Source organism: Ruegeria sp. HKCCD8929 (genome assembly GCF_013031405.1).
Lineage (GTDB): Bacteria > Pseudomonadota > Alphaproteobacteria > Rhodobacterales > Rhodobacteraceae > Ruegeria.
In genome coordinates, this window is the sequence record NZ_WPZY01000031.1 from 12,118 (window position 1) to 37,626 (window position 25,509).

At 60.6% G+C, this 25,509-nt stretch carries 25 protein-coding genes; 8 read left to right on the forward strand and 17 right to left on the reverse strand.

All coding sequences use genetic code 11. The features are described 5' to 3' along the window. The first annotated feature begins 41 nt into the window (after positions 1 to 41). Positions 42 to 1,007: a tyrosine-type recombinase/integrase gene (locus GOX53_RS24195; protein WP_171181010.1), complete on the forward strand. Its 966-nt coding sequence runs from the start codon at positions 42 to 44 to the stop codon at positions 1,005 to 1,007. On the opposite strand, the gene GOX53_RS24200 is transcribed toward GOX53_RS24195, so the two are convergent. From GOX53_RS24200 to GOX53_RS24260, 13 genes are all read right to left on the reverse strand, one after another. Continuing rightward, entirely contained in the window at positions 1,004 to 1,234 is a 231-nt protein-coding gene (locus tag GOX53_RS24200; RefSeq protein ID WP_171181012.1) for a hypothetical protein, read from the reverse strand. The two genes, GOX53_RS24195 and GOX53_RS24200, sit on opposite strands and share 4 nt — an antisense overlap. Before the next feature lie 244 nt (positions 1,235 to 1,478). Further along, positions 1,479 to 1,721: a DUF2274 domain-containing protein gene (locus tag GOX53_RS24205; protein ID WP_171181014.1), complete on the reverse strand. Its 243-nt coding sequence runs from the start codon at positions 1,719 to 1,721 to the stop codon at positions 1,479 to 1,481. Beyond that, the gene (locus GOX53_RS24210) at positions 1,718 to 2,932 is read right to left on the reverse strand and encodes a TrbI/VirB10 family protein (RefSeq protein WP_254446743.1); all 1,215 of its coding nucleotides are present in this window, start codon (positions 2,930 to 2,932) and stop codon (positions 1,718 to 1,720) included. Before GOX53_RS24210 ends, GOX53_RS24205 begins: the two co-directional genes overlap by 4 nt. After that, positions 2,929 to 3,915 carry a P-type conjugative transfer protein TrbG gene (gene trbG, locus GOX53_RS24215; protein WP_171181016.1) on the reverse strand — a complete coding sequence of 329 codons (987 nt, stop codon included), beginning with the start codon at positions 3,913 to 3,915 and terminating at the stop codon, positions 2,929 to 2,931. Before trbG ends, GOX53_RS24210 begins: the two co-directional genes overlap by 4 nt. After that, on the reverse strand, positions 3,912 to 4,595 hold the full coding sequence (gene trbF / locus GOX53_RS24220; protein WP_171181018.1) for a conjugal transfer protein TrbF: 684 nt from the start codon (positions 4,593 to 4,595) through the stop codon (positions 3,912 to 3,914). Before trbF ends, trbG begins: the two co-directional genes overlap by 4 nt. Continuing rightward, the gene (trbL, locus tag GOX53_RS24225; RefSeq protein ID WP_171181020.1) at positions 4,595 to 5,881 is read right to left on the reverse strand and encodes a P-type conjugative transfer protein TrbL; all 1,287 of its coding nucleotides are present in this window, start codon (positions 5,879 to 5,881) and stop codon (positions 4,595 to 4,597) included. Before trbL ends, trbF begins: the two co-directional genes overlap by 1 nt. Before the next feature lie 4 nt (positions 5,882 to 5,885). Next, positions 5,886 to 6,155, reverse strand: a complete 270-nt coding sequence (gene trbK-alt, locus GOX53_RS24230; RefSeq protein ID WP_171181022.1) for a putative entry exclusion protein TrbK-alt — start codon at positions 6,153 to 6,155, stop codon at positions 5,886 to 5,888. Positions 6,156 to 6,159: 4 nt separating this feature from the next. Further along, a complete protein-coding gene (trbJ, locus tag GOX53_RS24235; RefSeq protein ID WP_171181024.1) occupies positions 6,160 to 6,945 on the reverse strand; it encodes a P-type conjugative transfer protein TrbJ in 786 nt (261 codons plus the stop codon). After that, positions 6,929 to 9,451 carry a conjugal transfer protein TrbE gene (gene trbE, locus GOX53_RS24240; RefSeq protein WP_171181026.1) on the reverse strand — a complete coding sequence of 841 codons (2,523 nt, stop codon included), beginning with the start codon at positions 9,449 to 9,451 and terminating at the stop codon, positions 6,929 to 6,931. The genes trbJ and trbE overlap by 17 nt, the downstream gene beginning before the upstream one ends. Before the next feature lie 4 nt (positions 9,452 to 9,455). Then, a complete protein-coding gene (locus tag GOX53_RS24245) occupies positions 9,456 to 9,725 on the reverse strand; it encodes a VirB3 family type IV secretion system protein (RefSeq protein ID WP_171181028.1) in 270 nt (89 codons plus the stop codon). Then, positions 9,725 to 9,994 (reverse strand): TrbC/VirB2 family protein, encoded by a 270-nt coding sequence (locus GOX53_RS24250; protein WP_254446749.1) that lies wholly within the window; start codon positions 9,992 to 9,994, stop codon positions 9,725 to 9,727. The genes GOX53_RS24245 and GOX53_RS24250 overlap by 1 nt, the downstream gene beginning before the upstream one ends. Before the next feature lie 53 nt (positions 9,995 to 10,047). Beyond that, positions 10,048 to 11,031, reverse strand: a complete 984-nt coding sequence (gene trbB / locus GOX53_RS24255; RefSeq protein WP_171181030.1) for a P-type conjugative transfer ATPase TrbB — start codon at positions 11,029 to 11,031, stop codon at positions 10,048 to 10,050. A gap of 977 nt (positions 11,032 to 12,008) precedes the next feature. Then, positions 12,009 to 13,067, reverse strand: coding sequence for a LacI family DNA-binding transcriptional regulator (locus GOX53_RS24260; protein ID WP_171181032.1), 1,059 nt, complete (start codon positions 13,065 to 13,067; stop codon positions 12,009 to 12,011). Between the two features lie 131 nt (positions 13,068 to 13,198). On the opposite strand from GOX53_RS24260, the gene GOX53_RS24265 reads away from it, so the two are divergent. The 6 genes from GOX53_RS24265 (at position 13,199) to GOX53_RS24290 (ending at position 18,852) form a co-directional block, all read left to right on the forward strand. Continuing rightward, positions 13,199 to 14,248 (forward strand): ABC transporter ATP-binding protein, encoded by a 1,050-nt coding sequence (locus GOX53_RS24265; RefSeq protein WP_171181034.1) that lies wholly within the window; start codon positions 13,199 to 13,201, stop codon positions 14,246 to 14,248. A gap of 82 nt (positions 14,249 to 14,330) precedes the next feature. Further along, complete coding sequence (locus GOX53_RS24270; protein WP_171181035.1) at positions 14,331 to 15,557, forward strand: ABC transporter substrate-binding protein; 1,227 nt, start codon at positions 14,331 to 14,333, stop codon at positions 15,555 to 15,557. A 64-nt stretch (positions 15,558 to 15,621) separates the two neighbouring features. Beyond that, positions 15,622 to 16,650 carry a carbohydrate ABC transporter permease gene (locus tag GOX53_RS24275; protein ID WP_171181037.1) on the forward strand — a complete coding sequence of 343 codons (1,029 nt, stop codon included), beginning with the start codon at positions 15,622 to 15,624 and terminating at the stop codon, positions 16,648 to 16,650. Position 16,651: 1 nt separating this feature from the next. Further along, positions 16,652 to 17,533 carry a carbohydrate ABC transporter permease gene (locus GOX53_RS24280; protein WP_171181039.1) on the forward strand — a complete coding sequence of 294 codons (882 nt, stop codon included), beginning with the start codon at positions 16,652 to 16,654 and terminating at the stop codon, positions 17,531 to 17,533. A gap of 183 nt (positions 17,534 to 17,716) precedes the next feature. Then, complete coding sequence (locus GOX53_RS24285; protein WP_171181040.1) at positions 17,717 to 18,691, forward strand: nuclear transport factor 2 family protein; 975 nt, start codon at positions 17,717 to 17,719, stop codon at positions 18,689 to 18,691. Beyond that, positions 18,688 to 18,852: a hypothetical protein gene (locus GOX53_RS24290; RefSeq protein WP_171181042.1), complete on the forward strand. Its 165-nt coding sequence runs from the start codon at positions 18,688 to 18,690 to the stop codon at positions 18,850 to 18,852. Before GOX53_RS24285 ends, GOX53_RS24290 begins: the two co-directional genes overlap by 4 nt. A gap of 336 nt (positions 18,853 to 19,188) precedes the next feature. Here the strand turns inward: GOX53_RS24290 and GOX53_RS24295 are convergent, their stop codons facing one another. Then, positions 19,189 to 20,271, reverse strand: a complete 1,083-nt coding sequence (locus GOX53_RS24295) for an IS4 family transposase (protein WP_171181044.1) — start codon at positions 20,269 to 20,271, stop codon at positions 19,189 to 19,191. 197 nt (positions 20,272 to 20,468) lie between these two features. On the opposite strand from GOX53_RS24295, the gene GOX53_RS24300 reads away from it, so the two are divergent. After that, positions 20,469 to 21,836 (forward strand): IS5 family transposase, encoded by a 1,368-nt coding sequence (locus tag GOX53_RS24300; RefSeq protein WP_254446745.1) that lies wholly within the window; start codon positions 20,469 to 20,471, stop codon positions 21,834 to 21,836. A 306-nt stretch (positions 21,837 to 22,142) separates the two neighbouring features. Here GOX53_RS24300 and GOX53_RS30360 read toward each other — a convergent pair whose 3' ends face one another. From GOX53_RS30360 to GOX53_RS24315, 3 genes are all read right to left on the reverse strand, one after another. Next, on the reverse strand, positions 22,143 to 22,721 hold the full coding sequence (locus tag GOX53_RS30360) for a transposase (RefSeq protein ID WP_371810427.1): 579 nt from the start codon (positions 22,719 to 22,721) through the stop codon (positions 22,143 to 22,145). Next, positions 22,703 to 23,644 carry a potassium channel family protein gene (locus tag GOX53_RS24310; protein WP_171181046.1) on the reverse strand — a complete coding sequence of 314 codons (942 nt, stop codon included), beginning with the start codon at positions 23,642 to 23,644 and terminating at the stop codon, positions 22,703 to 22,705. The genes GOX53_RS30360 and GOX53_RS24310 overlap by 19 nt, the downstream gene beginning before the upstream one ends. 72 nt (positions 23,645 to 23,716) lie before the next feature. Continuing rightward, positions 23,717 to 25,318, reverse strand: a complete 1,602-nt coding sequence (locus GOX53_RS24315) for a BCCT family transporter (protein WP_254446748.1) — start codon at positions 25,316 to 25,318, stop codon at positions 23,717 to 23,719. Between the last annotated feature and the right edge of the window lie 191 nt (positions 25,319 to 25,509).

A 25,509-nucleotide genomic window follows, 5' to 3' on the forward strand; every position in this document is an offset into this window, starting at 1 on the left:
ACGCATTTTATTACGCATAATTTACGCACGGTGCGTAATCCATGGCGACGATACGAAAGCTCAAATCGGGATACAGGGCCGAGATTGCACGCAAGGGGGTGCGAAAATCCAAGGTGTGGCCGACTCGCCAGGCCGCGAAAGACTGGGCTGCGCGCGTTGAATTTGAGGTACTGAACGGCGAACGGATCGCGGCCAAGCTCCGCTTGGGTGAAGTGTTCGACCGGTACGCTCGGGAAGTCTCACCCAGGAAACGCGGCGCCCGATGGGAGACAATCCGGCTTGAAAAGCTGGGCCGCGACAAGATTGCCGACATCCAGCTTGAAGACTTGGTGGCCAGGGACTTTGCCGATTGGCGGGACCGCAGGCTGAGGGACGTTGCCCCGGCAAGTGTCATTCGCGAAATGCAGTTGATGTCGTCGGTCATGAACACCGCTCGAAGGGAATGGGGTTTGGTGGCACAGAACCCCCTCATCGATGTCAGCAAGCCGAAAAAACCGCCGCCAAGGGACAGATTGCCGACGGCTGACGAAATCGAGCGTTTGAGACATTGCGCCGGTGAGGATCTGAACAAGGCGACGGCTCGGGCATTCCATGCGTTTCTGTTTGCCATGCAGACGGGCATGCGGGCTGGGGAGATTGCCGGGCTCGTCTGGGACCGGGTTGATTTGGACAAACGGGTCGCGCGTCTGGTTCACACCAAAAACGGACGCCCCCGGTCTGTGCCTTTGTCTTCCGAGGCCATTCGGCTTTTGAAAGCACTGCCGGAACTGGAGCCGGTGTTTGGACTGTCGAGTCGTCAGCTTGATGTGTTGTTCCGGAAATCACGGGACAAGGCGATGATCGAGGACCTGACATTTCACGACAGCCGCCACAAGGCCATCACTGATTTGGCCAGGAAACTAGATGTATTGCCGTTGGCGCGAATGGTCGGCCACACGGATTTGAACATGTTGATCAAGGTCTACTACAACGAAAGCGCAGAAGATCTGGCGCGGCTTCTGGATTAGAGCCGCACCATTCTGGTTTGTCCAAAGGTTTTGCATTCAACCTTGCCCGCGGAAATCCAGCGGTTCACGGTTGCCACCGACCGGTCCACATGTTCGGCGTAGTCGTTGATTGTGAGCCATTTGGGGTCCGGTTGGATACGTGCGGCGCGAACCTCGTCCTTTAGTGCGCGGAGTTCCAGTACGAGAACGAGGAGGGCCTCCGCGTCCACCGCGATCAGCTGTGCCATCACATCACTCCTTTCCTGCCAAGTGGGTAGGGCGTTCAACTTCAGTAAGAGCTCCTCCAATTCATCCTCAACGGCATCGCCGTCGTGCTTGTGGTGAGCCGTCCTTAGCCGCTCGAGATTCCGCGGTGGTGTTTGTGCTCGTTGGGGTGCTTGACTTGTGGAGATTGATTTCCTTTGCTTGGACATTGTTGACGGTTCCCACGGTTTGGCCGCCTGTGAACATTGTGACGCGCTTGCCACACGCTCATGGCTCTTTGCGTCCTGGCGGTGCGTTTGGGCCTCGCCGCGCCTTGGCAAAGCCGCGATCGGTTGCCATGAACCGCGCCAGCATCGGAGCGACGAGCCGGGCGGGCTTCAGGTCTTGACCAGTCTGCTGACCCAGGATTTCGGCATAAGCGATGAGATCCCGGTGCAAGCCAGCGGGCAGCTCGACGGTGAGCTTCACGGGTTTGTCGTCGGGGATGGGGCCGAGCTTCAGCCTGGTCATTGCACTTCTCCCAGCGGTTCGAGGATCAGATCGCGGGTGACCATGACACGGACGGGGAAGCCCGGACGGACGGTCAGGGTTGGGGGCAGGGCGATTTGTTGACGGACAATTTCGTCCCCGGTGCGGCCGATCGTATCCCGGGCGGCGTCCCGGATTGCGCCGGCAACGTCATCTTCGTTTTCGGCGCCACTTTCGAGACCGAGGTTCAGGAGTGTCGCAAGACCCGCCGCGAGGAAGACACGGCCCCAGCGATGATTGACCCGATCGCGCAGCCCGGCGGTTCCCGCGCCATCGGTGCCGGGCTCCCGCGCGAGGAGGATCGAGCGGCCATCGGGCAGGATGAGACGAGTCCAGACCAGCAGGAGGCGGTTCTGGCCGACCGCGATGCGGCTGTCATAGTCGCCAAGGAGGCGCGCGCCTTGCGGGATCAGTAGGTAGCGCCCCGACGGGCTGTCATAGACATTTGATGTAACCTGTGCCGTGATCCGGCCGGGGAGGTCGGACCGGAGACCAGTGATCAGGGCGGCCGGGATCACGGTGCCAGCTTGAAGGATGTAGGGGCTTGGCGGGGCGGTCAGTCTTGCGGCGCTGACGGTCTCTGTATCCGCGGCGCGATTGAGGAAGGCTTCCTGGCTGGCGGCAGCATCGGACGCGCGCCGACCTGTCTCCTGCGCCGGAAACGACGGCCTGTTTTGGAGTGCGCCGGGCGCGGGCAATGCGGCTCCATCGCGCGGCGTGGTCTGGGCCTCGGCAAAAAGCGCGCTGACACGCGCGGCTTCGATTTCCTGCAATCGCCGCTGTTCTTCCGGATCGGCCGCGGGCAGGGCGGGGCCGGAGACAGGCGGCGCGGGGACCGGCAAACCACGCTCCCGGGCGCTGAGGATCGGACGACCCAGCTCGCCGGGCAATGGCGGACCGAGACGGGGAATGTCGCCATAGTCCCGCGGCAGTTGCGACAATCCGTCGGCGGTCTGGATATGGTCGGTCGAGAAGAGCTCGGTGGTGGTCTCCGCCCTGCGGTTGTCCTGCAGCGCGACGATGAGGATCGCGCCAAGACCCAGCCCAACCAGGATGGCAGCACCTGTGATGGCCCGGCGCGACAGGCGCATGACCCGCGGCGGATCGGGACGCAGGCGCAAATCTCGCGCAATCTCCTGTTCCGTTCGCGGGCGTTCGGCCTCGGTGTGCGGATCGTCACCCGGACGGGTCATCGGTCATCTTCCTCTCCGGCGTGAGGCGCTGCGCGTTTGCGCTGAGCACCATCCGTGCGGACAATCCGAACCACCTGCTGCCTGCGCGCGCCAAGCCGGAGTTCGGCCGCGCCAAAGAGGTGGTCGACAATCAGGACATTGCCGCGGATGCGGGTGTTGACGATCTGAGCTTTCCCCTCCGGGGTGATGACAAAGAGCGGTGGTATCTCGCCCTGAGCAATCCCCGGCGGGAAGACCACATAGACGCGGCGGCCATCGTCGAAGACGGACTTGGGCCGCCAGGGCGGGTACTTGCCCTTCAGGGTGTAGCGATAATGGCGTTGCGCCAGTGGTGGAAGGGCCGGGCGGCGAACGATCGGTGTCGGGAGTGTCGTAGTTCTCTCCGGATAGGCCCAGGCAATGGCGGGCATCCAGGTCTCGTCGCTGGCGCGGAGTTCGAGATGGTAGGTCCGCCGGTGGGTGTTCACCACCAGGTTGGTGGTGATGTCGGGGCGCGTGGGTTTGATCAGGATGTGAACGCGGGTCGTGCGTCCGGCACCGCTGGTCGTGTCGCCGATGATCCAGCGGGCAGTGTCGCCCGCGGCGAGGGGTCCGGGCCCGGTCAGACGTTCGCCGGGCTCCAGCGCGATATTGGTGATCTTTCCGGGCGTCGCATAGATCTGATACAGCGCGCCTTCGCTCCAGGGAAAGATCTGCAGGGCGTTGAAATAGCCCGCGCGGCGCGGCTCGATCCGGGCCGCGGCATTCGCAGCGAGGATGCGGGCCTTTGGTGTTGAAGCCTTCGGATTGCCGCCGCGTGAGGGGGTCCAGGCGGGGGGTATGTGCGGCGGGCGGGAGGTCTCTTCGACAGGGGGCGACGGCGGTGGTGCCAGCGCCGGGACCTCATCGTCATAAGCGATCCCGGGCGGGCGCGGGTGGGTACAGGCGATGAGCGTGGTGGCTGCGATAAGAAACACGGGGATTGAGTGGATGGGCTGTCTCACAAGGCGCTCTCCTTCGACCAGTTGATGGCATGGACAAAGATCCCGAGCGGGTTGGCGCGCAGCTGCTCGGCATCGCGCGGCGGCTGGATCGTCACGGTCAGGATCGCGGTCCAGCGTTCGGTGGCGGCCAGTTGGCCGGTCTCGTAGCGGCGCTCGGTCCAGGCGACGCGGAAACTCTCCCCGGAGGCGCGGATGACGCTGGAGACCTCCACCGAGACCTGGCTGTCGCCGACTCGGGCAAAGGGGTCGTTGATCCGGGCGTGATCGTTCAACGCGAGGGCGCCGCGGTCGGTGGCGAAGTCATAAGCGCGCAGCCAGTTCTTGCGCAGCACGATCGGGTCGGCGGGGACCTGGCGGACATTCTCGATGAAGCGGGCGAGATGCCAGGCGATCTGCGGATCGCTTGGGCTGTAGTCGGCCATGGCAGGCGCCACGGCTTGCGCGGCGCCAAGAGCGTCGACCTCGACCACGTAAGGCACCACGCTGCCGCGGGTCGAATGCCAGATCAGTGCCACGCCGAGGCCGGCCGCAAGTATCAGGCAGCCAAAGGCCATCAGCCGCCAGTTGCGGGCCTGCACGCGGGCCGCGCCGATGCGGTCATCCCAGACCTGCGCGGCCTTCTGATATGGCGTGACCGGTTCCGGGGTTGTTGCGTATCGCACGCTGGGGCGTCGGAACATCAGGACGACCTCCCGAACAGGTGGATGGTTGTGCCGCTGCCGCCGTGATCGCCGGAGCGGATCACATGGGCCGCGGTGCTGATGCCGTGACGCAGGGATTGCTGCTGCTTCATCCGCCGCGCCCAGGCGGGCGGGCCGTCATTGGCAGGGGCGGGAGGATGTGCACCCGCAAACGCGCCGCCGGTGGCGGCATAAGCGGCCCGGGATCCGGATCGGGCGCTTTCGGATAGGCGCCGGCGCAGCGGGCTCATTGCCGTCATGGCCCCGGCGCGACCAACGGAGATGATACCGCCTGCAGCCTTGCCGGCCATCGTCGTGCGGGAACCGGCCCCAAGCTGGTAGGCGGTACGTGCGCCGCCCGCAACGGCAGCGGAACCACGGGCCGCAGCGCCTGTTGCACCCAGGGCCATGCGTCCGGCTGCCGCGCCGCCCAGCACAACACCGCCTGCTGCCACGCCCGCGCCGACGGCACTTCCCGCGCCAAGCTGGGGTCCACCGGCAACAATGCCATTGGCAATGCCGGGGCCAAAGATGCCAAGCGCAAGAAGCGACAGCGCGCCGAGCACCACCGCCATGGCATCTTCGATGGTCGGCTCACCCGTAAAGCCGGTGGTGAACTCATCAAAGATGGTGGAGCCGATGCCGACGATCACCGCAAGGACCAGCACCTTGATGCCGGAGGAGATCACCAGGCCCAAAACCCGTTCGGCCATGAAAGCGGTCTTGTTGAAGAGGCCGAAGGGCACAAGGATGAAGCCGGCCAGCGTGGCGAGCTTGAACTCGATGAGGGTGACAAACAGCTGGATGGCAAGGATGAAGAAAGACAGCAGCAGCACCAGCCAGGCAAAGAACAGGATGCCGATCTGGATGATGTTCTCGAAAAACGCGACAAAGCCGGTCAGATCGGCAATGGAGGCCAGGATCGGCTGTCCCGCTTCCAGCCCCACCTGGGCGATGCGGCCCGGTTGCAGCAGCTCACCTGATGACAGCGACCCGCCCGAAGCGATCAGGCCAAGCCCGGCAAAACTGTCGAAGACGATGCGGGCCAGCGCGTTCCAGTTGCCGATAATATAGGCAAAGACGCCCACAAACAGGGTCTTCTTGATGAGGCGCGCGATGATGTCGTCATCGGCGCCCCAAGCCCAGAACAGGGCGGCCAGCGTGATGTCGATGACAATCAGCGTGGTGGCGAGAAACGCGACATCGCCGCCGAGCAGACCAAAGCCGGACTCGATGTAGGTGGCGAAGACCTCGAGAAAACGGTCGATGACACTGACGCCGCCCATGAGCTCACTCCGTCCCATCCGGATCGGATGGCAATTGGAGGAAGTGGCGCCGGACCTCTGCCCAGGCGGCGCGGCATGCCGCGTCGGACGCATAATCCTCGGCGGCAGTGTCACGGCAGCGGGCAAGTGTGGCGCGGAGCGGGTCGTCCGAGAAGACTGGCCGGGCCTTGTCGGGAAGGACATTGCGGCTCAGCTCGATCATGGCGGCAAGGATGGCCAACCCACCCAACCCAAGGGCGACGATCCGCAGGATTCGGGGCGCGGTGATCTGCATTGCCTCAGTTCCCGAACAGGCGGACGGTGCCGGGCGTGTAGCCCGCTCCGTAATCGAGAAAGCGCGCGAGATTCTCCCGGCCCTGCGCCTCGGCGGAGGCGGCCCGCGCGGCTTCAAGCGCCACGGCACGGTTTTGCGCTGCGATGACGGCGGTGAGATCGGCCAGCTGCGCCGATTGCAATGCGAGCAATTGGTTGCCGGCCTGTGCGGCCTGCAACGCGCCAACCGCATCCTGGCTCTGGCGCACCAGTGTATCCATCTGGCTGCGCGCGTCTTCGATATTGCCAACTACCCCCGCCTGTACCCGCAGCGCGTCCTTGAAGCTCGCAACAGAGGTCTCCCAGCGGGAGCGGGCGCCGGCCAGGCTTGCGTCGAAGGTGCCGCGCGAGGCGGCGGTGCCGTAGTCTTCGGCAAACGCGGTCTCGATGGCAGCAACATCGAAGGCAAGGCTCTCGGCATCCGACAGAAGCTTCTGGGTCTCGCCAACCGCGCCCTGCAGGCGGGCCAGCGAGGACTGCGGCAGGCGGGCGAGGTTCTGGGCCTGGTTCACCAGCATCCGTGCTTCGTTCTGCAGCTGCGCGATCTGGTTGTTGATCTGCTCGAGCGCCCGGGCGGCAGAGAGAATGCTCTCGGCGTGGTTTTGCGGGTCATAGACGATGCGCCCACCACCGCCGCCAAAGAAGAAGGCTTGCGCCGGTGTGGTCAGGACGGGCGTCAACGCGAGGGCGCTTGCAAGCAGGGCGGCGGTGAATGTCAGGGATGGGGCTTGGCGGTCAGGAGTGCGGTGCATCATCTGTTTCCTTTGAGTCGGGGTCGGTGGTGGATGGACGGGGGGTTGCCGCTTCAGGTCCGAGCAGCTCGGTGGCCCAGTCGAGGCCACGATGACGCAGCCAGGCGGCGGCGAAGCCGTCGCGTCCGTGATCGGCGAGGATCGCGCTGATGGCGGCCTGGTCGGTCTTCGAAGAGGTCGCGGTGAACGCAAGCGTCACCTCGCCGAGGCCAAGCGCAAAAAGCCGGTTGCCGCGCCGGGACTGGCAATAATAATCGCGCTTCGGCATCGCATGGGCGACGATCCCGATCTGCCGCTCATTCAGGCCAAAGCGGTGGTAGGTCTCGGCGATCTGCGGCTCGAAGGCCCGTTCGTTGGGCAGGAAGATCCGGGTCGGGCAGCTTTCGATGAGTGCGGGGGCAATGGGGGAGGTGTCAATATCGGCCAGCGATTGGGTGGCGAAGACAACACAGGCGTTTTTCTTTCGCAGCGTCTTCAGCCAGTCGCGGAGTTGGCCACCGAAGCTTGCATCATCAAGCGCAAGCCAGCCCTCGTCGATCAGGATCATCGTCGGCCGCCCGTCAAGCCGGGCCTCGATCCGGTGGAAGAGATAGGCCAGCACGGCGGGCGCGGCGGCAGAACCGATCAACCCTTCGGTCTCAAAGGCCAGCACATCCGCCTCTCCAAGCCGCTCGGTCTCGGCATCGAGCAGCCGCCCGAACGGCCCGCCGAGGCAGAAGGGCGCAAGGGCGCGCTTGAGTTCCGTTGATTGCAGCAGCACCGACAGGCCCGTCAGCGTGCGCTCGGCCACCGGAGCGGAAGCCAGCGAGGTGAGCGCCGACCAGAGGTGATCGCGCGCAACCGGATCGACAGTCACACCTTCCCGGGACAGAAGCCCGGCCAGCCAATCCTGCGCCCAGGCCCGCTCCGCGGGGGCATTGATGCGGGCCAGCGGTTGCAGCTGAACGGCGGGGTCGTCTTCGGACAGGGCATCACCGAGATTCTCCCAGTCCCCATCCATGGCCGGCGTTGCACAGCGGATCGAGCCGCCGAAGTCGAATGCGAAGACCTGGGACCCCTTATAGCGGCGGAATTGCAGCGCCATCAGGGCCAGCAAGACGGACTTGCCCGCACCTGTCGGGCCAACGATCAGGGTGTGCCCGACATCGCCGATATGGGTGGAAAAGCGGAACGGCGTTGCGCCTACGGTCTCGGCAAAAAACAGCGGTGGGCCGTCGAGATGATCATTGCGCTCTGGTCCCGCCCAGACCGCGGAGGCGGGTATCATGTGGGCCAGGTTCAGGGTTGAGATCGGCGGTTGCCGGATATTTGCATAGAGATGTCCGGGCACCGCGCCGAGCCAGGCCTCAAGCGCGTTCAGCGTCTCGGTGATGCAGGTGAAGTCGCGGCCCTGGATGATCTTCTCGACCGACCTGAGCCTCGCGTCGGCGACACGTGGATCTTCGTCCCAGACCGTAATCGTGGCGGTGACATAAGCGGCGCCGGCAACATCCGCACCAAGGTCCTGCAAGGCCTCGTCGGCATCCGCCGCCTTGTTGGCGGCGTCGCTGTCCAGAAGCGTCGAGGCTTCGTTGGTCATCACCTCTTTCAGGATCGCAGCGACGGATTTGCGTTTGGCAAACCACTGGCGGCGGATGCGGGTGAAGAGACGCGCGGCATCGGTCTTGTCGAGGCAGATCGCACGGGTGCACCAGCGATATGGGAAGGCCTGACCATTGAGCTCATCGAGCAGCCCCGGCCAGGTCGCGCCTGGAAAGCCGATAAGGGTCAGCGTCTTCAGGTATGCGAATCCGAGGCGTGGGGAGAGACCGCCCGCAAGCGGTTCGTCGGCCAGCACCGCGTCGAGAAACATCGGCACCTCCGGCACGTGGACGTGCTGAGCCCGCGTTGAAACGGTGGAATGCAGGTAAGTGAGTGTGTCCGCGTCGGAGAGCCAGATGGCCTCTGGCATGAAGCCGTCGAGGAGATCAAGCAGCCGGTTGGTGCGACTGGTGAATGCCGACACAAGTTCATGCGGGTCGCCCCCCTTGTCGGGTGCGTTCTCAAAGAGCCAGCGGCTCGCGCGGCTGGCCTCGTCCGCCGGCGGCATCCAGACAAGGGTCAGATAATACCGGCTTTCGAAATGTGTGTCGTTCGCCGGGGGATCGATCCACCGGAGCGATCCCTGATCCGGCTCACCCTCGAACTGTGCCCGCCGTTCCGCATCGACCAGCGCGGACACGGGATCGGGGAAGTCGGAAGCCGGATAGTCCCGCGCCGGGATCCGCTGCGCTTCCACAAACACCGCCCAGCCGGAGCCAAGGCGGCGCAGCGCGCTGTTGAGCCGGGCCGATGTGGCAACCAGCTCAGTGGGTGTTGCGGAGTCCAGATCGGGACCCCGGATCTGCGCCGTGCGCTGCAGGCTGCCATCCTTGTTCAGGAGGATACCCGGCGCCACCAGCGCCGCCCAGGGCAGAAAGTCTGCCAGAAGCGCGGGCTTGGTGCGGTATTCGGCGAGGCGCATCATCACCTCACACCCCAAACCACGACGGATAGCGCAGATGCCGCCGCGCCACTTCGGCGATCTGTGCATCGCGCTTCGCAGCCCAGACCGCGAGGAGATGGCCGGCACACCAGAGGAGAAGACCAACCAGCCACAATCGCAGGCCAAGGCCGATGGCAGCGGCAAGTGTGCCGTTGGTGATGGCAATGGCGCGTGGCGCCCCGGCAAGCAGGATCGGCTCGGTCAAAGCGCGGTGCACCGGTGCCACAAATCCGGGAATGTCAGCCGGGCTGTCCATCAGAAGAGCGCCCCGCCGCCGAAGGAGAAAAACGAAAGGAAAAAGCTCGAGGCGGCAAAGGCGATGGACAGCCCGAACACGATCTGCACCAGACGCCGGAAGCCGCCGGAGCTATCACCAAAGGCCAGCGTCAGGCCGGTGAGGATGATGATGATCACCGCAACGATCTTGGCGACCGGGCCTTCGATCGACTCGAGGATCGACTGCAGCGGCGCCTCCCACGGCATGCCGGACCCGGCGGCAAGGGCAGGGTCGGCGACGATGAGCATGGTGACGGCTAACGCGGAGGCACAGAACAGCCAGTGGGAGGGGAGGGGAAACATCACGGATGGTCTCCCTGAGAACGGGGCAGAAGCTGGTCCAGGTGATACTCCCCCGAGGAGGCCAGGCCGCCGACCCGCGCAAGCTCGGAGAGATGGCGGTCAGGACCACGCCCCGACAACACGGCGATCAGGTCGATGGTCTCGGCAATCAGTACGCGCGGAACGGTGACAACAGCTTCCTGGATCAGTTGCTCGAGGCGGCGCAGCGCGCCCAGGGCGGAGCCGGCATGGATCGTACCGATCCCGCCGGGATGGCCGGTGCCCCAGGCCTTGATCAGATCCAGCGCCTCGGGCCCGCGCACCTCGCCGATGGGAATACGGTCCGGACGCAGCCGCAGCGCGGAGCGCACGAGATCGGAGAGCGTGGCGACGCCGTCTTTGGTGCGCAGCGCCACCAGGTTCGGCGTCAGGCATTGCAACTCGCGGGTGTCCTCGATCAGCACCACGCGGTCGGAACTCTTGGCGACCTCGGCCAGAAGCGCATTGGTCAGGGTGGTCTTGCCGGTCGAGGTGCCGCCTGCGACAAGGATGTTGGCGCGGCCGGCGACAGCCTTGTGCAGGGCGTCCGCCGCCTGCGCGTCCATGATCCCGGCGGCGACATAATCCTCGAGGGAGAACACGGCAACGGCCGGTTTGCGGATGGCAAAGGCTGGAGCGGCCACAACCGGCGGCAGCAGCCCCTCAAACCGCTCGCCGGTCCCGGGCAGTTCCGCCGAGACCCGCGGCGCCGCGGCATGGACCTCGGCGCCGACATGATGGGCGACAAGCCGGATGATCCGCTCGCCATCGGCGGGGGCAAGACAGGCACCGGTATTGGAGAGGCCTTCGGCAAGCCGATCAATCCAGAGTTGGCCGTCGGGGTTGAGCATCACTTCGATGATGCCCGGATCTGCAAGCCAGGCGGCGATATCCGCACCAAGCGCCGTGCGCAGCATCCTTGCACCGCGTGATAAAGCGTTCGGTCTGAGATTGATGACGGTCATGACAAGCCCCGCATTGAGGTACGGAACCCATCAAGAAGACCGGTATTGGGCTATGGGCAACAGCTGTGACGGCGTAGTAGCGCAGGGGCGTAGAAAGACAGGGAAGCTGCGGTTTGAAACAGGTGGCTGAGGCAGCGATGTGGTCTTTGTCGGCGGGGTGGCTCAGCCAGGATCTTCATTGCCGTTTTAGTGTTGCGGTGCGGCTTTCTTGGAGTAGACAGGCGCAACCTCCGATGCGGGGTCATCAGTAATCCCCTGGTAACCGTTTTCGCCGATAAGGTTGAGCATGTCTGTTTGGAAAGGTGTCATCTGCCCTGATCCGGAACTCCCCGACAAGCGGCAGGGGTGGGTGAAAGCCGGGACAAAGATCGATGCATTGGAAATGGTCCTGCAACCAGGAGCGATAGTGTTCCCGTCTTCTTGCCTGTGGCCTGGGCATCCGGACCAGGTTGTGAGTTGGTCGAACTCATGTCTTCTACTTGTGAGTTGCTATTCGTCCGCTCCCAGAGCCTTTTTCTGACAATCGGACTTTCATGTGCGCGCAGCTCAGCGCAGAAAAGCAGAGTTTGCAAACTCTGAGCCGTTTCTTGGGAGCCGACATTCGTTTGGCGACTTGTATCTGCTGGTCGAGCCCTTACCCGCCTTTCCCGATCTATTTGGCCGATGCGTTTGCATTCGTCAGGTTTGGGGTGGTTGCAAACCTTCGAGTTTGGTTGGCGAACTCACTGGACGCGGGACACAGCCGCCGTTTGCCGACGCGGCTACTGCTCGCGCAGCAATCCTTCGCAACTGCGGCAAACCGATTGCTGCGACGAGGCTTGTTTGCGACGGAGCGGTCATTGAAATTTGTCAGAGGCACCATGTCCAAGCTGGCTAACCCCTAAGTTACACTGGTCTTGGAAGGAAACGGGGCGGCGTGCTCCTTTTGAAAGCAGAACGATAACGATCGGGTTTCGGGGCAAGCAAGGGTCAGTATTTCAAAGTGACGCGACGCTACCACGCTCAACGATTGCACCTTCTACGACCTCCCGCCGCGGTTCCACTTTGCTTGACTCAATTTGCTCGATGATAAGATCGGTTGCGACGCGGGCAAGCCTCCGAAACGGTAGCCGGTAGGTCGTGAGGTTAAAGCTGGGCATCGCGGCCTCCGGGATGTCATCAAATCCGATCACCGACACGTCTTCGGGTATTCTTAGTCCCAGACGGAAACGGAGGGTGTCCATCACAGCCAACGCCATCTGGTCACCTGCGACAAACACCGCGCTCGGGCGATTGTCGGCGGGAACGCCCATCAGGGCGCTGGCCGCCTCGGCTGCGATTGTGGGATCATAAGCGCCAACCCCACGGCTGCAGAGAGTCAGCCCCGCGGCATGCACGCCGTCAAGAAACCCCTGCTCGCGGTCCTGGCTCGTCGATGTGTCTTCACGACCCACAATGATGGAAAGCCGCTGGTGGCCGCGCTCAACGAAATGCTCTGCAATCGCGCGGGCGCCGCCATAGTCATCCGTTGTGATCGACGTGACCGACCTGTCCGTCTGATGCCGGTTGAACAGAAGCACAGGAATTCTGGCCCGCTGGCATTCTTCGGCAAAATGCGAGGATATATTGATGGCCGAAATGACCAGTCCGTCTACCCGGTGTTCGAGAATCGTCTGTATTAGTGGACCTGGATCGGCAATGTCCTCCGGTGCGAGAAACACCATGATCTGGTAGCCCTTCTCTGCAAGATTTTTGCCAAGCCATGTGATGAGCGATCCCGAATAATCCTGGTGACGATTTTTCTCCAAAATGACAATGCCGATGATCCGGCTCTGACCGGTGCTGAGCGACCGGGCAAAGGCGTGGGGGCGATAGCCGAGCGTCTGCGCCGCATCCATGACCCGTGCACGCATGTCTGGCGAAACTACGCCACCGCGCCGAAAAACCCGGCTAACTGTACTTTGAGACACACCCGCGAGGCGCGCCACATCATGCGAAGTCGCGCTTTGTGACCCCGTCCCCTCGTTCATGAACAGCTCGTCTTCAACGTTGATCAAGATCCTGTTCCTCGCATCAATCCCAAATCTGGAGTCAGATAATCAAATATTGACTACGTAGTCTAGCTCAAATACAAAGTGCATATGACTACGCAGTCATAGCGTGTAATTCCTTCGTGGGGAAGAGCAGATTGGCCGAGATTCAACTTCGCAACGTCGGAAAGCGGTGGGGTTCGTTTGTTGGGGTAGACAATTTCGACCTGACGATTTCCAACAAAGAGTTTCTGGTTCTTCTCGGCCCCTCAGGCTGCGGCAAAACGACGACCATGCGCATGATCGCCGGTCTCGAAGACGCCAGCGAGGGCGACATTCTGATCGACGGCACCCGTGTCAACGACATGGAACCCAAGGATCGCGACGTCGCGATGGTGTTCCAGTCTTACGCGCTTTACCCGAACATGAACGTCTATGAGAACATTCGGTTCCCGTTGAAGGTCCGCGGCATCGACCCCGCCACTCACGACGAAAAAGTACGCCGCGCATCCGCAATGGTCGAACTGGACGATTTCTTGCACCGCAAGCCTGCAGAATTGTCGGGCGGTCAGCGCCAGCGTGTCGCGCTGGCGCGTGCCATTGTGAGGGAACCGAATGTATTTCTCATGGATGAGCCGCTGTCGAACCTGGACGCCAAACTCAGGGTGTCAACGCGGGCCCAGATCAAGAACCTCAGCCATGAACTGGCAGTGACCACCATCTATGTGACGCATGACCAGATCGAGGCGATGACGCAGGCCGATCGCGTGGTCGTCATGAAACAGGGCGTGGTGCAGCAGGTCGGCAGCCCGACCGAAATCTACGACACACCGGCCAACACCTTTGTCGCCAGCTTTATCGGCAACCCGGCGATGAACCTTATGGAAGGTGAGGTCCGGGGCGGCATATTCCGTGCGCAAAACACAGAGGTGTCGGGGCTGAATGCGCCGGACGGGCCGATCACGCTGGGACTTCGTGCCGAGGATGCCAATGTTGTGGATAGCGGCGGCGAGATCAACGCACCTATTTACACGCAGGAATTGCTGGGCGACGCCACCATGATTTCGGTTCGGATCGGCGGCGCGCTGGTCTCGGTGAAAGCCGACAAAACTTACGGGGCCGAAATCGACGATCAGGTCTCGATTCATATCCATACCGATCACTGCCATCTGTTTGATGCGAAAACCGGGGCTCGCCTGGAGGGCTGAGAACCGCAAACGATACCCGTTGGGACGGGGTAATCTGGGTGCAGACTTCGAAGATGCACCATCCATCTAGGGAGGAATATTGATGTTTCTGAAGAAAATTGCATTGGCCGGCTCGGTAGCCGCCTTTGTCGCAAGCACGGGATATGCCTGCGAAATCGGCGCACGTGTCAACATTGTTGGCAATGAATTCGCCGCCATTCAGGCCGTTGCCGCTGGCACGAAAGAATGCACCGGTGCATCGGTGGAATCCAATCTGACATCCGAGCACCAAACCATCAACGTGGCTGGTCTGTCGGGCAATCCGTCGGAATATACGACGGCCATCATCGCCAACGCCTCGATCGCGGCGCTGATGAACGTAGACGTCATTCGCCCGCTCAATGATCTGGTTGAACAACATGGTCAGGATCTGCAGCCGGGACAGCTGATCAAAATCGGTGATGATATCATGGCGGTGGCCTTCATGGCCAATGCACAGCATCTGATGTATCGCAAGGATGTTCTGGAACAGGCCGGCGTCGATGTGCCACGCACCTATGAAGAGCTGCTCGAGGTGGCCGAAGCAATTCGCGAGCAGGGCATCATGCAAAACCCGGTTGGTGGCGCCTACGCGGCGGGTTGGAACCTGGCGCAGGAATTCAACAACATGTTCCTTGGCTACGGCGGCACCCACTTCAAGCCCGGGACGGCTGAGCCGAACGTCAATACCGAGGCCGGCGTCAAAGCTCTCAACATGATGAAGGCGTTGTCGGAATACATGAACCCCGACTTCCTGACCCACGATTCCAACGCCACCAATGCCGAATACCGGGCAGGAAATGTGGCGATCATGAACATGTGGGGATCGCGCGCGTCGCAGCAAACCTCGACCGAAGGGGTCCTGCAGGAAGTGATCGACGGTCACGCAATTGCGGCTCCGCTGACAGTCGGCGGCGGCTCGGTCCCTGCATCGACACTGTGGTGGGATGGCTGGACCGTCGGCAAGAACATTTCGGATGAAGAGGCCGAGGCCACATTCATCGCCATGAAACACGGTATCCGGCCGGACATGCTGAATGATGAGACTACACCGCTGGCGGTCTGGCTGATCGAAGGTTACGAGCCCGGCGCAGATGCCGAGGGCGTATTCGCTGCGGCCAAAATGGGAACACCGCCTTATCCGATGCTGCCTTACATGGGCCTTTTGCACACGGCGCTCGGCAACGAACTTGCGGACTTTATGCAAGGCAAGGAAAGCGCCGAAAAGGCACTGGCCGATGTCGAGGCAGCATATCGGGCCGCCGCAACCGAGCAAGGATACCTTGAATAAGGTGCCTCTGTGCGGGCGCCGATGAAAGTCGCCCGCACAAACAATCTCACGCGAGGATTGCGACATGCGACATAAGACGTTCCTCTGGTTCTTCCTGCCCACAGGTCTTGCGATGCTGCTGTTCATCGCGATGCCGATAGCCTCGGTGGTGACTCAATCGATTTTCGCGCCCCACCCGGCCGTTCTGTTGGAAGTCGAAAACTGCACCCCCCTTATCGGATGCACGACAGAGACCAAGATTGACCAACAGGCGACGGCCGCCCTTCGCGCCGAGAAACCATTGGGGCGGTTTGTGGGGTTGGACATTTACTTTGACCGCGGCCATCTGGCAATACAGGAATTTGGTCAAATCTGGGGCTCAAACGACACATGGGGCGGCTTTTTTTCGGAGCTTGGGAATCTACCCTTTTACCGGGCAATGGCGTTCACGCTGACCTTCACGTTTATTGTGACTCCACTCACCATCGTTTTGGGTTTGGTAATTGCGCTAGCGGTCAACTCCCTGCACCGACACCTCAAGGGATTGATGATCTTCTTCTCGCTTTTGCCGATGATCGTGACTCCGCTGATCGGTTCGCTCATCCTGTTTTGGATGATTGACAGTCGCGGCATCATCGGCAACGCCCTTGTATACTTGGCCGGGGATCCGGATTTCAGCCTGAAGGCCTCAACTGGGCTGATGTGGGTGGCGCTGATGGTTTATGGTGTTTGGCACGCCGCCCCGTTTGCCTTTGTCGTGTTCTATGCCGGGCTGCAAACCTTGCCGCAAGATCAGATCGAGGCCGCCCAGATCGACGGGGCTACGCGCTGGCAACAGGTCAAGTTTGTGGTTGTTCCCCATCTCATGCCACTGGTCACATTTGTTGCGCTGATCCAGCTGATGGACAATTTCAAGGTGTTTGAACCGATAATCGGGTTCAGCGCACAGGCACATGCACAATCGCTCAGCACGTTCATCTTCTACGATCTCGGCGGCGAGACCCGGCAGCTTTCTTCCGCAGCCGCAACTTCCGTGATGACAATTATCGGAGTCGCCATTCTTTTGTCGCCTGTGCTTGTTCGCACCTGGCGCGACTTCAAAGGAGCAAGATAACATGGCCAGCCGCGCACAAAGAATGCCCAAAGGTCTTCGGATCGCCTCGTCCCTTTTCGTGCTCTTTTGGTTTGTCTTGGCCGCTTTTCCGTTCTTCTGGACGGTATGGGGATCGTTCAAGGTGGAACTGGATTTCTTCTCGATTGCCGACTGGACCAATGCCATCACCGGCGCACGGACCGAAGCGGTCTATGGCTCTCCATTCACCACCACCGGGTACGAGGGCGCCTGGGTTCAGGAAGAGTTCTGGCGCAATGTCCTGAATACCGGATTTGTGTGTTTCTTTGTGGTCACCATCTCTCTTACCATCGGTACGCTCGGAGGGTACGCCCTGTCGCGGTCGACCTATAATTACACGTTCTGGCTGCTGATCACGGCATTGATTTTCCGCGCCATGCCACCGATCACCTTGGTCTCAGGCTATCTGCTGCCGTTCTTTGAATGGAACATCTGGGGCATCCTGCCGACCACGATCATCGTACTGGTGGCGATCAACCAGCCGTTCACGCTCTGGATGCTTCATTCCTTCTTCAAAAACATCCCGAGCGAACTGGACGAAAGCGCCAAGGTCGACGGCTGCACCCAGTTCCAGGCGTTCCGGTGGGTGATCATTCCGGTGATGTGGCCGGGGGTGATCACCACCGGTTTGTTTTCCTTCCTGCTAGCCTATAACGATTTTGCCGTCGGCGCGATGCTTCTATCTGAAAGCAACCGCACGATGGTGCCTGCCATCGCGGCGTTCCTCGGCACCACGCAAACCGAAGGCAACGTTATGTTCGCCGTGGCGGCGGTTGCCTCGGCCACCGTGCCGCTGTTCATTCTGGTGATGTTCTTCCAGCGCCAGATCGTCGGCGGCCTGACCGCAGGGGCGGTGAAGGGATAGCGTCATGGGTCGCATTCAACCTCAATCCCTCCGCGCCCATGAGTGCGCCGCCCGGCTGAATCTGGCGGCGCTCCGGGCGCGGCGGCCAGGTCGGATTCCATTTGCGCAGATGCGGGCGGGTCCGGGTTGCGTGACGTCGATCACACGCACGCAAACCTGAACCTATCAAGAGGACCAAGACAGATGTCTTCCGCCAAAACCACCTATTTCGCCTATTCCGATGCGTTGCAGCATCCCGGCGATTTCGCCGCCGCCGCGCAGCGATTCTTTGCAGCAGACGCAAATATCAACATCGTGCATCCCTTCAATGAGATCGCCGGGGCCGACGCCTATTGCGAGCATTTCCTGAAGCCTTTGCATGCGGCATTCGAGGGACTTTACCGCCGTCACTACATCGCCATGACCGGCGAGTTCGAAGGCGCCACCTGGGTCAGCGCCACCGGCTATTATGTCGGTCATTTCGCCCGCGACTGGATCGGTATCCGCGCCACCGACAAGCTGACCTACCTGCGGTTCGGCGAGTTCTTCCGGGTGGAAGATGGCAAGGCGGTCGAGAGCTACATCTTCCTCGACATTCCGGAACTGATGATCTCCTGCGGGCAGTGGCCGCTCAGCTATGTTCCGGGCAATGAGTATGGCCATACCGGGTTGATTCAGGACCCCGCTTCGCAGGACGGCATCATGCGTGGCGAGGTGGATGCCGATGCGGGGCGGAAAAGCTATCAGATCGTCACCGACATGCTGTCGGGGCTTGCCACTGAAGACGAGGCCTGGCGGCCGTATTGGCACGAAAACATGATGTGGTATGGCCCCGGTGCCTGGGGCTCCTTCATCGGTATCGAACATTTCCGGTCTTTTCAGGTGCCGTTCGAAAGCCAGTTCGAAGGCTGGTCCGGCGGGACCGCGAACAATGGCATGACACGGCACTTCACCCGCTACGGAGAGGGCGATTACACCTGCTCCGGGGGGTGGCCTTCGTTGACCGGTGTCAATGTCAGTCCGTTCATGGGCTTCGGTCCGACCAATGAACGCGTATTTTTCCGGGTCTGTGACTGGTGGCGGCGCGAGGGCGATCTGCTGGTTGAAAACTGGGTGTTCGTCGATGTCCCCCATGCGTTGTTGCAGTTCGGATTCAACGTACTGCCGCCAGTCAAATGAGCGGCGGCTGGCCGCAGCTCACCGGGGTGCGGGTCATACCGTTTCCCGGGCTCATACCGACCGGCCGGATCGTCGAAAGCCGGTGCATGCTCGATATCCCGCATGTGCTGTTGCAGCTGGGTTACGACCTTGTTGCCGAAATCGCCGAACCAGCCGCATGAGCGCCACCGCGAGACATTACGCCGTTGGGCGCCATCCGGCGCTCAACCGGATGCCAAAGGATTTTCTGACGGCCGTTTAAAGGGGGTTCTCGTAACGAAGCTGCAGCATGTTGGGACTGTTCCGAAGTTGGGGGGTCATGCGGCCATCAAGTCCCGTTGGAGAGTGCCGTTGATGTCGCGGGTTCGCACCTGCAGAAGGTTGTATGCACCTTGCTCTGACCACCGCATATGTTGTGATCTCGCCATACGTGTAACGGATTGCACTTATCCGGCGCGCGGATTGCAATCATCCCGGATTCTCGCTCGAATAATACTTAGTTCGCCACGGTACACGACTCACTCTGTTTGGAGAGGTTTTCCGGGGTACCTATGGGTCCATGCGGCGACAGCTTTCTCGGGTTTGTGCATGATCCAGTTTCGCAGAGCGTCAAAGCCGGTTCGAAACCAGGACTTTTCACGACGACCGTGCACTTTTCGTCTGATGCCCTTGCGCCCCATGACCCGTGTTGCACAGCGATAGGCCCAAGTGACCGCGAGGGCGATGACGACGAGGAGGGTTCCGAGTTTTTCAGGATCGGTAATATGTGTGTCCTCGATATTGAAGCCTCGTGTCTTGGCATCGGCAAAGAGGCACTCCACGCCCCACCGTTGACGGTAAAGGTTAAGGCCGCGCGAGCCATCATCGAGATTGGTTGCAACAATCAACAACTCGCCACTCCGGATCCGTTTCGCTGCGAAGCGCAGTTTGCGTTCAGAGATCGTTTTCATGCCGCTGAGCCAGCCTGCCCATGTTCCGCGGCGGCGTTTGCGCAGGAGCGTCGGAAAATCGCGCACGCTGCCGTCTTCGAGTTGGAACCGCATATTCTCCTTGAGGCGGATCACGAAGGGGATATTGTTTTTGTTCAAGAATTCAATCCAATCGGTACCGATGAACTCGCGATCGGCCAAGAGCGCCTTGATCGAGGACACACCGAACAGGTGCACATACTTTTCCATCAAGGCGATCCGCTGCTCAGTGTTTGAGCAGCCGCGATGATCGAGCAACGTCCACATCAGCGGCACCCGGAACCGGCGTGTCACGATCGCCAGAACCAAGATATTCACCTGGCTCGATCCCAGCGCCCATTGCGTCCGATCGAGCGCAAGCAGCCTTGGCTGCCCAAGCTTCAGTATCCGCACAATCAGCCGAGCGGAGGTGTCTACGTCGAGCCGGACGAACTGAAAGAAGCGTTGCAGGCGACGATAGTTGGATGTGTGCAAGGCCCCGCCCGGGAACTGGCTCGCCAAATGCGACAGGTTGACCGTACGCCCATTCGCCAACCCAACCAGCAATACTGCCAATGTTTCAAGTCGCGTCTTCCCAAGATCAAAATGGGGTCGTAACGTTGCGATCAGAGGAGCGAGAAGCAGGCCAGTCATAGTGAAGATCCTTTTGGTCAAGAATCTTTATTCGACTCCGTCTCGCTCCTCATCGCAACTGCGTCGTGTACCGTGTTAGTTCGCGCTGAACAAGTTTTATCTTGCTGATTTTATTTGGTAATATCTCGATTTTGTTAGGCTGAAAGTGCAGGGTTTGATATTGTTGGGGCAGAAACCCTGCAATTTCGAGCCGTGATATGAAGCCCAGAAAGCTGCCCCCGGAACAAGACGATCTGTGGCGCTCGCGCCTCGTTGAGATGATCGACCTGCGCCACGAGTTGGTGAAGCTGGCCGCCCTGATCGATTGGGAGGTGTTCGAGCGGGAATGGGCTGGTTTGTTTCCCTCCCACACCGGCCGACCGGCGACATCGACACGCCTGGTTGCGGGCCTGCTTTACCTCCAACATGCCTACGGGCTCTCGGACGAGGCTGTCGTGGCGCGATGGGCTGAGAACCCTTATTGGCAGCATTTCTGCGGAGAGGTGTTCTTTCAACATCGTCTGCCGATTGACGCTTCGTCGATGACGCGCTGGCGCAAGCGGATCGGCGAGGAAGGTGTCGAGTGGATGTTGACCGAGACGATCGAGGCCGGGAAACGCGCCGGGACGGTGAAGGGCAACGACCTCAGGCGGGTCACGGTTGATACCACGGTGATGGAGAAGGACATTGCGCACCCGACCGACGCCCGCCTGTATGAGGCGGCCCGGCGCAAGCTGGTTGGTCTGGAGCGCGAGGCCGGGATCGGCCTGCGTCAGAATTACAACCGCCTCGGGTCCCGGTTGGCCAGACAGGTCGGACGCTACGCCCATGCCCGTCAGTTCAAACGGATGCGCAAGGCGTTACGCCGGCTCAAGGGCTACACCGGTCGGGTGCTGCGTGACATCGAACGGCAACTGGGCAAGGTTGCGGAGGGTCCGTTGCGGCAGCGCCTGCTGGAGATGATTGCGCTTGTGAACCGGCTTCTGGCGCAAAAGCCGAAGGACAAAAAGAAGCTCTACAGCCTGCACGAGCCGGCGGTGGACTGCATCTCTAAGGGCAAGGCGCACAAGCGGTACGAATTCGGAACCAAGGTCAGCGTGGCCACGACCAACCGGGGAGGCTTCGTGGTGGGAATGCGGGCGCTGCCCGGTAATCCCTATGACGGCCACACGCTGGCTGAGGCGCTGGAACAGGTTGAAATCCTGACCGATCAAAAGCCGGAGTTCGCCTTCGTCGACCGCGGATATCGGGGCCATGGCGTAAGGAATGTGAAGGTCTTCATCAGCGGTGCCAAGCGCGGTGTCACCAAGGCCATCGCGAAACTTCTGCGCCGCAGAAGCGCCATCGAGCCGATGATCGGGCATATGAAGACTGACGGCCGCCTGACGCGATGTCCGCTCAAGGGAACCGAGGGCGACGCAATCTTCGCCGTGCTCTGCGGTTGCGGTCACAACATCCGTATGATCCTCAGGCACCTGAGAGACATTTTGCGCCGGGTTATCTCGCTGATCCATCAGGCGTGCATCATCATTGCTGCGGAAATGGCGTACGGCCGAAGAGATCAGGTCGAAAAAATTGCCGCCTGAAGGCGATGTTCAGGATCGACTACTTAAGGTTAGTTGCGCTTGCGGAGTGCAACTAACCTGATTGAACGAGGCTGCGGTTGGCTTTTGTGGACCTATGGAAAAAGTGGTTTAGCGGCTATCCCGCAAAGGGCACGGTGTATGGCATTTGGTGCTGGTATGAGGGCGTGAGAACGGCAAGGTTGACCGTTTTTTGGATTGTTTGTGCTGTGTAGAGCCTGATGATTGGTGAACCCCAGATTGGAGTTGGCCCGTTGCGCGAGCGGTAGTGTTGGATCGGCGGAACCGGTCCTTTGGGGAAGATCGGATTCATAGGCAGGATGCCCTTGTCAGGGGTGCCTGAACCGGCTGGGGAGGATCCCGACTGGATCCCGGTCTTTTCCACCCGGCCGGAATGACGCTGATATACTGCAAGGGAGTACCGCAATCTGGACAGTTGGGGGGCTTTGCGATGTCCTTGCCGCTGATTTCGCCCGGCGCACTTGTGGCCGTGTCTGCGTTTTGCGACTGCGGTTCAGGGTTGGTGTCATCAAGCGCTGTGCGGGCGGTGTCGAGAGTATTTCGGCGGCAGCCATTGGCAAATATGCCGAAGTGGCGGATTCTGTGGAACCCGGTTGGCAGAATATGGGTCATGAACCGGGTAATGAACGCCTCGGCGGTGAGGATTTCCACACCATATCGGGGCTTGCGCTGTCCCGGGAGCTTTGGTCGGCGGCAACGGAACCGCACGGTTTGCCCGTCAAAGTCGATGATGCGGCTGTTTCCGATGGCGACACGGTGTGTATACCGTGACAGATAGCCTGCCTGGGGATTGGGTGTTGATAGAAGGCGGACAAGGAAGACCTGATCGCGACCCGAACTGACCGGTTTCAATTCTCTTTTCCGCAATGCCGACAGACAAAGACCCGGGGCACGGTGCTTTCCGACGAAAGCTGGGACTTCACTTCGTTCAAGATCTTCACGCTGATACCATGGCGTCTTCTATAGGCTTCCAGTTCAAGCTCTTCTTCAGCGTCGATGACACCGTCTTTCAATGCTTCCAGCAACATTCGCCGCATTTCCTCGCGTTTCCGGCGAACCTGGTCGGCAAGTCCGCTGGCCAGAATGCCGGCAGGCAGAGCGGCCACACCGACACCGATCACACTGACGACAGAACCGAAGAATTGCCCGGCCGGCGTGATGGGCGACACATCCCCATAGCCAACACTGGTCAGAGTGATAATTGCCCACCACATGGCATGCGGGATTGAGGCGAATTTGTCCGGCTGGGCGTCATGTTCGACGATGTAGGCACCGCTTGCGGCCAGGATGAGCAAGACAAGCAACAGAAAGAACGCGGCAAAAAATGTGCTTGCCTCTTCACGGATTACGTCCAGAAGCATGGTCATCGCCGAGGAATAGCGCGTCAGTTTCAGCACGCGCAGCAACCGGAGCACGCGCAGGAACCGCAAATCGAAGGCAACCAGGAAACTCAGATAAAAGGGCAATATGGCAAAGAGGTCTATCAGTGCCATGGGCGAGAGCATGTAGCGCAGCCTCGGCCATATGGCACCGGAATATTCGGCGCGCTCGGAGCTTATCCACACACGGACGGCGTATTCGACCGAAAACACCGCAACCGAGAAGACCTCGAAAAGCGCAAAGAGATGGGCATATGGCCGGTACAGGCCGTCCAAGGTTTCAAAAAGAACGGCCATCACATTTGCGGCGATGAGCGTTATGAGGACAATATCGATCACCTTGCCCAGCCTGCCGGTGCCATCATTCGTTTCGAGAACGATAAATGTCCGTTTTTTCAGTCTGGAAGGCACGGTGGTCTCGCAAGTCGATTGAACAGGCGGGGCAAGATGACCAGCCCCGCCTTTGTGCAGAGAACAAGTCGGTTACCTGTTCAGGAACTCCAACTCGCGCTTGTCTTCGACGTCCGGCAAAGGATGCTCTTCATGCAGGGTCCTGACCATGCCGTAAATCATCAATAGGACGATCACTGCAATGGGTAGACCGGCGACGATAGACGCTGTCTGGAGCGCGCTCAGCCCTCCGGCCAGCATCAGCACCGCCGCAACGACGCCCGAGGTCAAACCCCAAAAGATTCGGAATTTGATCGGCGGGTGTTCGTCGCCCATCGATAGCATGGTGCACATGACAAGCGTGCCGGAGTCTGACGAGGTCACGAACCATGAGATCAGCAGGACCGTGATCAGCACGTAGACCGGAATAGTCAGCCAATCATAGCCAAACCCGGCGACCGTCGCGAACACGCCGCGCGCGTAATCCTCGTTCACTGTTTCAGCCACACCACTGTTGTAAAACAGATCGACGCCAGCTGCCGCACCGCCGAAGACGCCCATCCAGATCATCACAACGGATACCGGTACGAACAAAACGGCAAGGGTGAATTCACGGATTGTCCGGCCCTTTGAGACACGGGCAATGAACATGCCGACAAACGGGCACCATGCGATCCACCAGCCCCAATAGAAAATGGTCCACCAGCTCTGCCACTGGTTTTCGGGATCACCGTTGATCCAGAACCCCATCGGGACAACATTCCAGAGATAGTCGCCCATGCCGGAAATCACGATGCCAAGGATAAAGGCGGTCGGACCCAGAATCAGGAACAGGATCAGCAATCCCAGACTGGCCATGACATTCATTTCCGACAGGATGCGAACACCCTTACCGACGCCCGAAGCCGCCGACGCGGTTCCCAGGACGGTAATGATGGCGACGAGTATCAACTGGTTTGAGACAGTGTTTTCCATGATGCCAAGGCGTTCGATACCGGCACCGATCGGAACAATCCCCAGCCCAAGTGATGTGGCGATGCCAAAGATGGTGCCGAAGACGGCAATCAGGTCAACCAGATTTCCCCACGGGCCGTAGATACGGTCCTTCAAAATTGGGTAGAGGGCCGAGCGGGGAGTAAGCGGCAGATCATTGCGATAGGCGAAATATGCCAGAGCCAGACCGGTCAGGACGTAAAGCCCCCAGCCGTGAAACCCCCAGTGGAAAATGGTCACGGTGACCGCCTTGACGGCCGCCGCTGTAGACCCATCCTCAATCCCGGCCTGTACATTAAACGGATTGCCCTGGATGTGGTACATGGGCTCGGCAACCCCCCAGTAGATGAGACCCGATCCCAGGCCCGCCGAAAACAGCATGGCAATCCAGGAAAAGGTTGAGAAGTCAGGCTCATCATCGTCCTTGCCCAGCTTAACGTCGCCGAACCGGCTGAGCATCAGCCATACGGAGAAGAAAAGGGCTGCGTTAACCACCAGGACATAGAACCAGTCCAATGTGCCAATGATAAAGTTCTTGCCGACCGCGAACACGGCCGACGATTTTTCCACATCGATGATTGTGTAGGCCACAAAGGCAATGATCATAGCCATCGAGGCAATGGCCATCGTGGCATTCATTCCGGTGAACAGTCCAGATTTTGCAATCAGGCTGTCCGCCGTTTTTTGTTGTTTTTCAGACATTTTGCTCCCCCTTTATCGAGTTGTTCCAGACGGGCCCTGCAGGCCCCCGGAATTAAGCCAGGTCTGGAATGCCTCTTCGAGGCGACCGTGATTGTCCGCCCACCATTCGGCATCAGAAACGATGCTCTGCTTTTCTGCATAGGCTGGGCTGTTCGGCACCTTCGAAAGTATGTCATCCGACAAAAGCGCGA

Bases quoted from the DNA above. Each gene is read 5' to 3' on its own strand.
- GOX53_RS24200 (WP_171181012.1), bottom strand. From the start codon at position 1,234: ATGGCACAGCTGATCGCGGTGGACGCGGAGGCCCTCCTCGTTCTCGTA.
- trbB (WP_171181030.1), bottom strand. From the start codon at position 11,031: ATGACCGTCATCAATCTCAGACCGAACGCTTTATCACGCGGTGCAAGG.
- GOX53_RS24290 (WP_171181042.1), top strand. From the start codon at position 18,688: ATGAGCGGCGGCTGGCCGCAGCTCACCGGGGTGCGGGTCATACCGTTT.
- trbK-alt (WP_171181022.1), bottom strand. From the start codon at position 6,155: ATGCAGATCACCGCGCCCCGAATCCTGCGGATCGTCGCCCTTGGGTTG.
- GOX53_RS24300 (WP_254446745.1), top strand. From the start codon at position 20,469: ATGAAGCCCAGAAAGCTGCCCCCGGAACAAGACGATCTGTGGCGCTCG.
- GOX53_RS24285 (WP_171181040.1), top strand. From the start codon at position 17,717: ATGTCTTCCGCCAAAACCACCTATTTCGCCTATTCCGATGCGTTGCAG.
- GOX53_RS24250 (WP_254446749.1), bottom strand. From the start codon at position 9,994: ATGCTCATCGTCGCCGACCCTGCCCTTGCCGCCGGGTCCGGCATGCCG.
- trbJ (WP_171181024.1), bottom strand. From the start codon at position 6,945: ATGCACCGCACTCCTGACCGCCAAGCCCCATCCCTGACATTCACCGCC.
- GOX53_RS24195 (WP_171181010.1), top strand. From the start codon at position 42: ATGGCGACGATACGAAAGCTCAAATCGGGATACAGGGCCGAGATTGCA.
- GOX53_RS24270 (WP_171181035.1), top strand. From the start codon at position 14,331: ATGTTTCTGAAGAAAATTGCATTGGCCGGCTCGGTAGCCGCCTTTGTC.
- trbF (WP_171181018.1), bottom strand. From the start codon at position 4,595: ATGTTCCGACGCCCCAGCGTGCGATACGCAACAACCCCGGAACCGGTC.
- GOX53_RS24205 (WP_171181014.1), bottom strand. From the start codon at position 1,721: ATGACCAGGCTGAAGCTCGGCCCCATCCCCGACGACAAACCCGTGAAG.
- GOX53_RS24280 (WP_171181039.1), top strand. From the start codon at position 16,652: ATGGCCAGCCGCGCACAAAGAATGCCCAAAGGTCTTCGGATCGCCTCG.
- trbL (WP_171181020.1), bottom strand. From the start codon at position 5,881: ATGGGCGGCGTCAGTGTCATCGACCGTTTTCTCGAGGTCTTCGCCACC.
- GOX53_RS24315 (WP_254446748.1), bottom strand. From the start codon at position 25,318: ATGTCTGAAAAACAACAAAAAACGGCGGACAGCCTGATTGCAAAATCT.
- trbE (WP_171181026.1), bottom strand. From the start codon at position 9,451: ATGATGCGCCTCGCCGAATACCGCACCAAGCCCGCGCTTCTGGCAGAC.
- GOX53_RS24245 (WP_171181028.1), bottom strand. From the start codon at position 9,725: ATGGACAGCCCGGCTGACATTCCCGGATTTGTGGCACCGGTGCACCGC.
- GOX53_RS24295 (WP_171181044.1), bottom strand. From the start codon at position 20,271: ATGACTGGCCTGCTTCTCGCTCCTCTGATCGCAACGTTACGACCCCAT.
- GOX53_RS24210 (WP_254446743.1), bottom strand. From the start codon at position 2,932: ATGACCCGTCCGGGTGACGATCCGCACACCGAGGCCGAACGCCCGCGA.
- GOX53_RS24275 (WP_171181037.1), top strand. From the start codon at position 15,622: ATGCGACATAAGACGTTCCTCTGGTTCTTCCTGCCCACAGGTCTTGCG.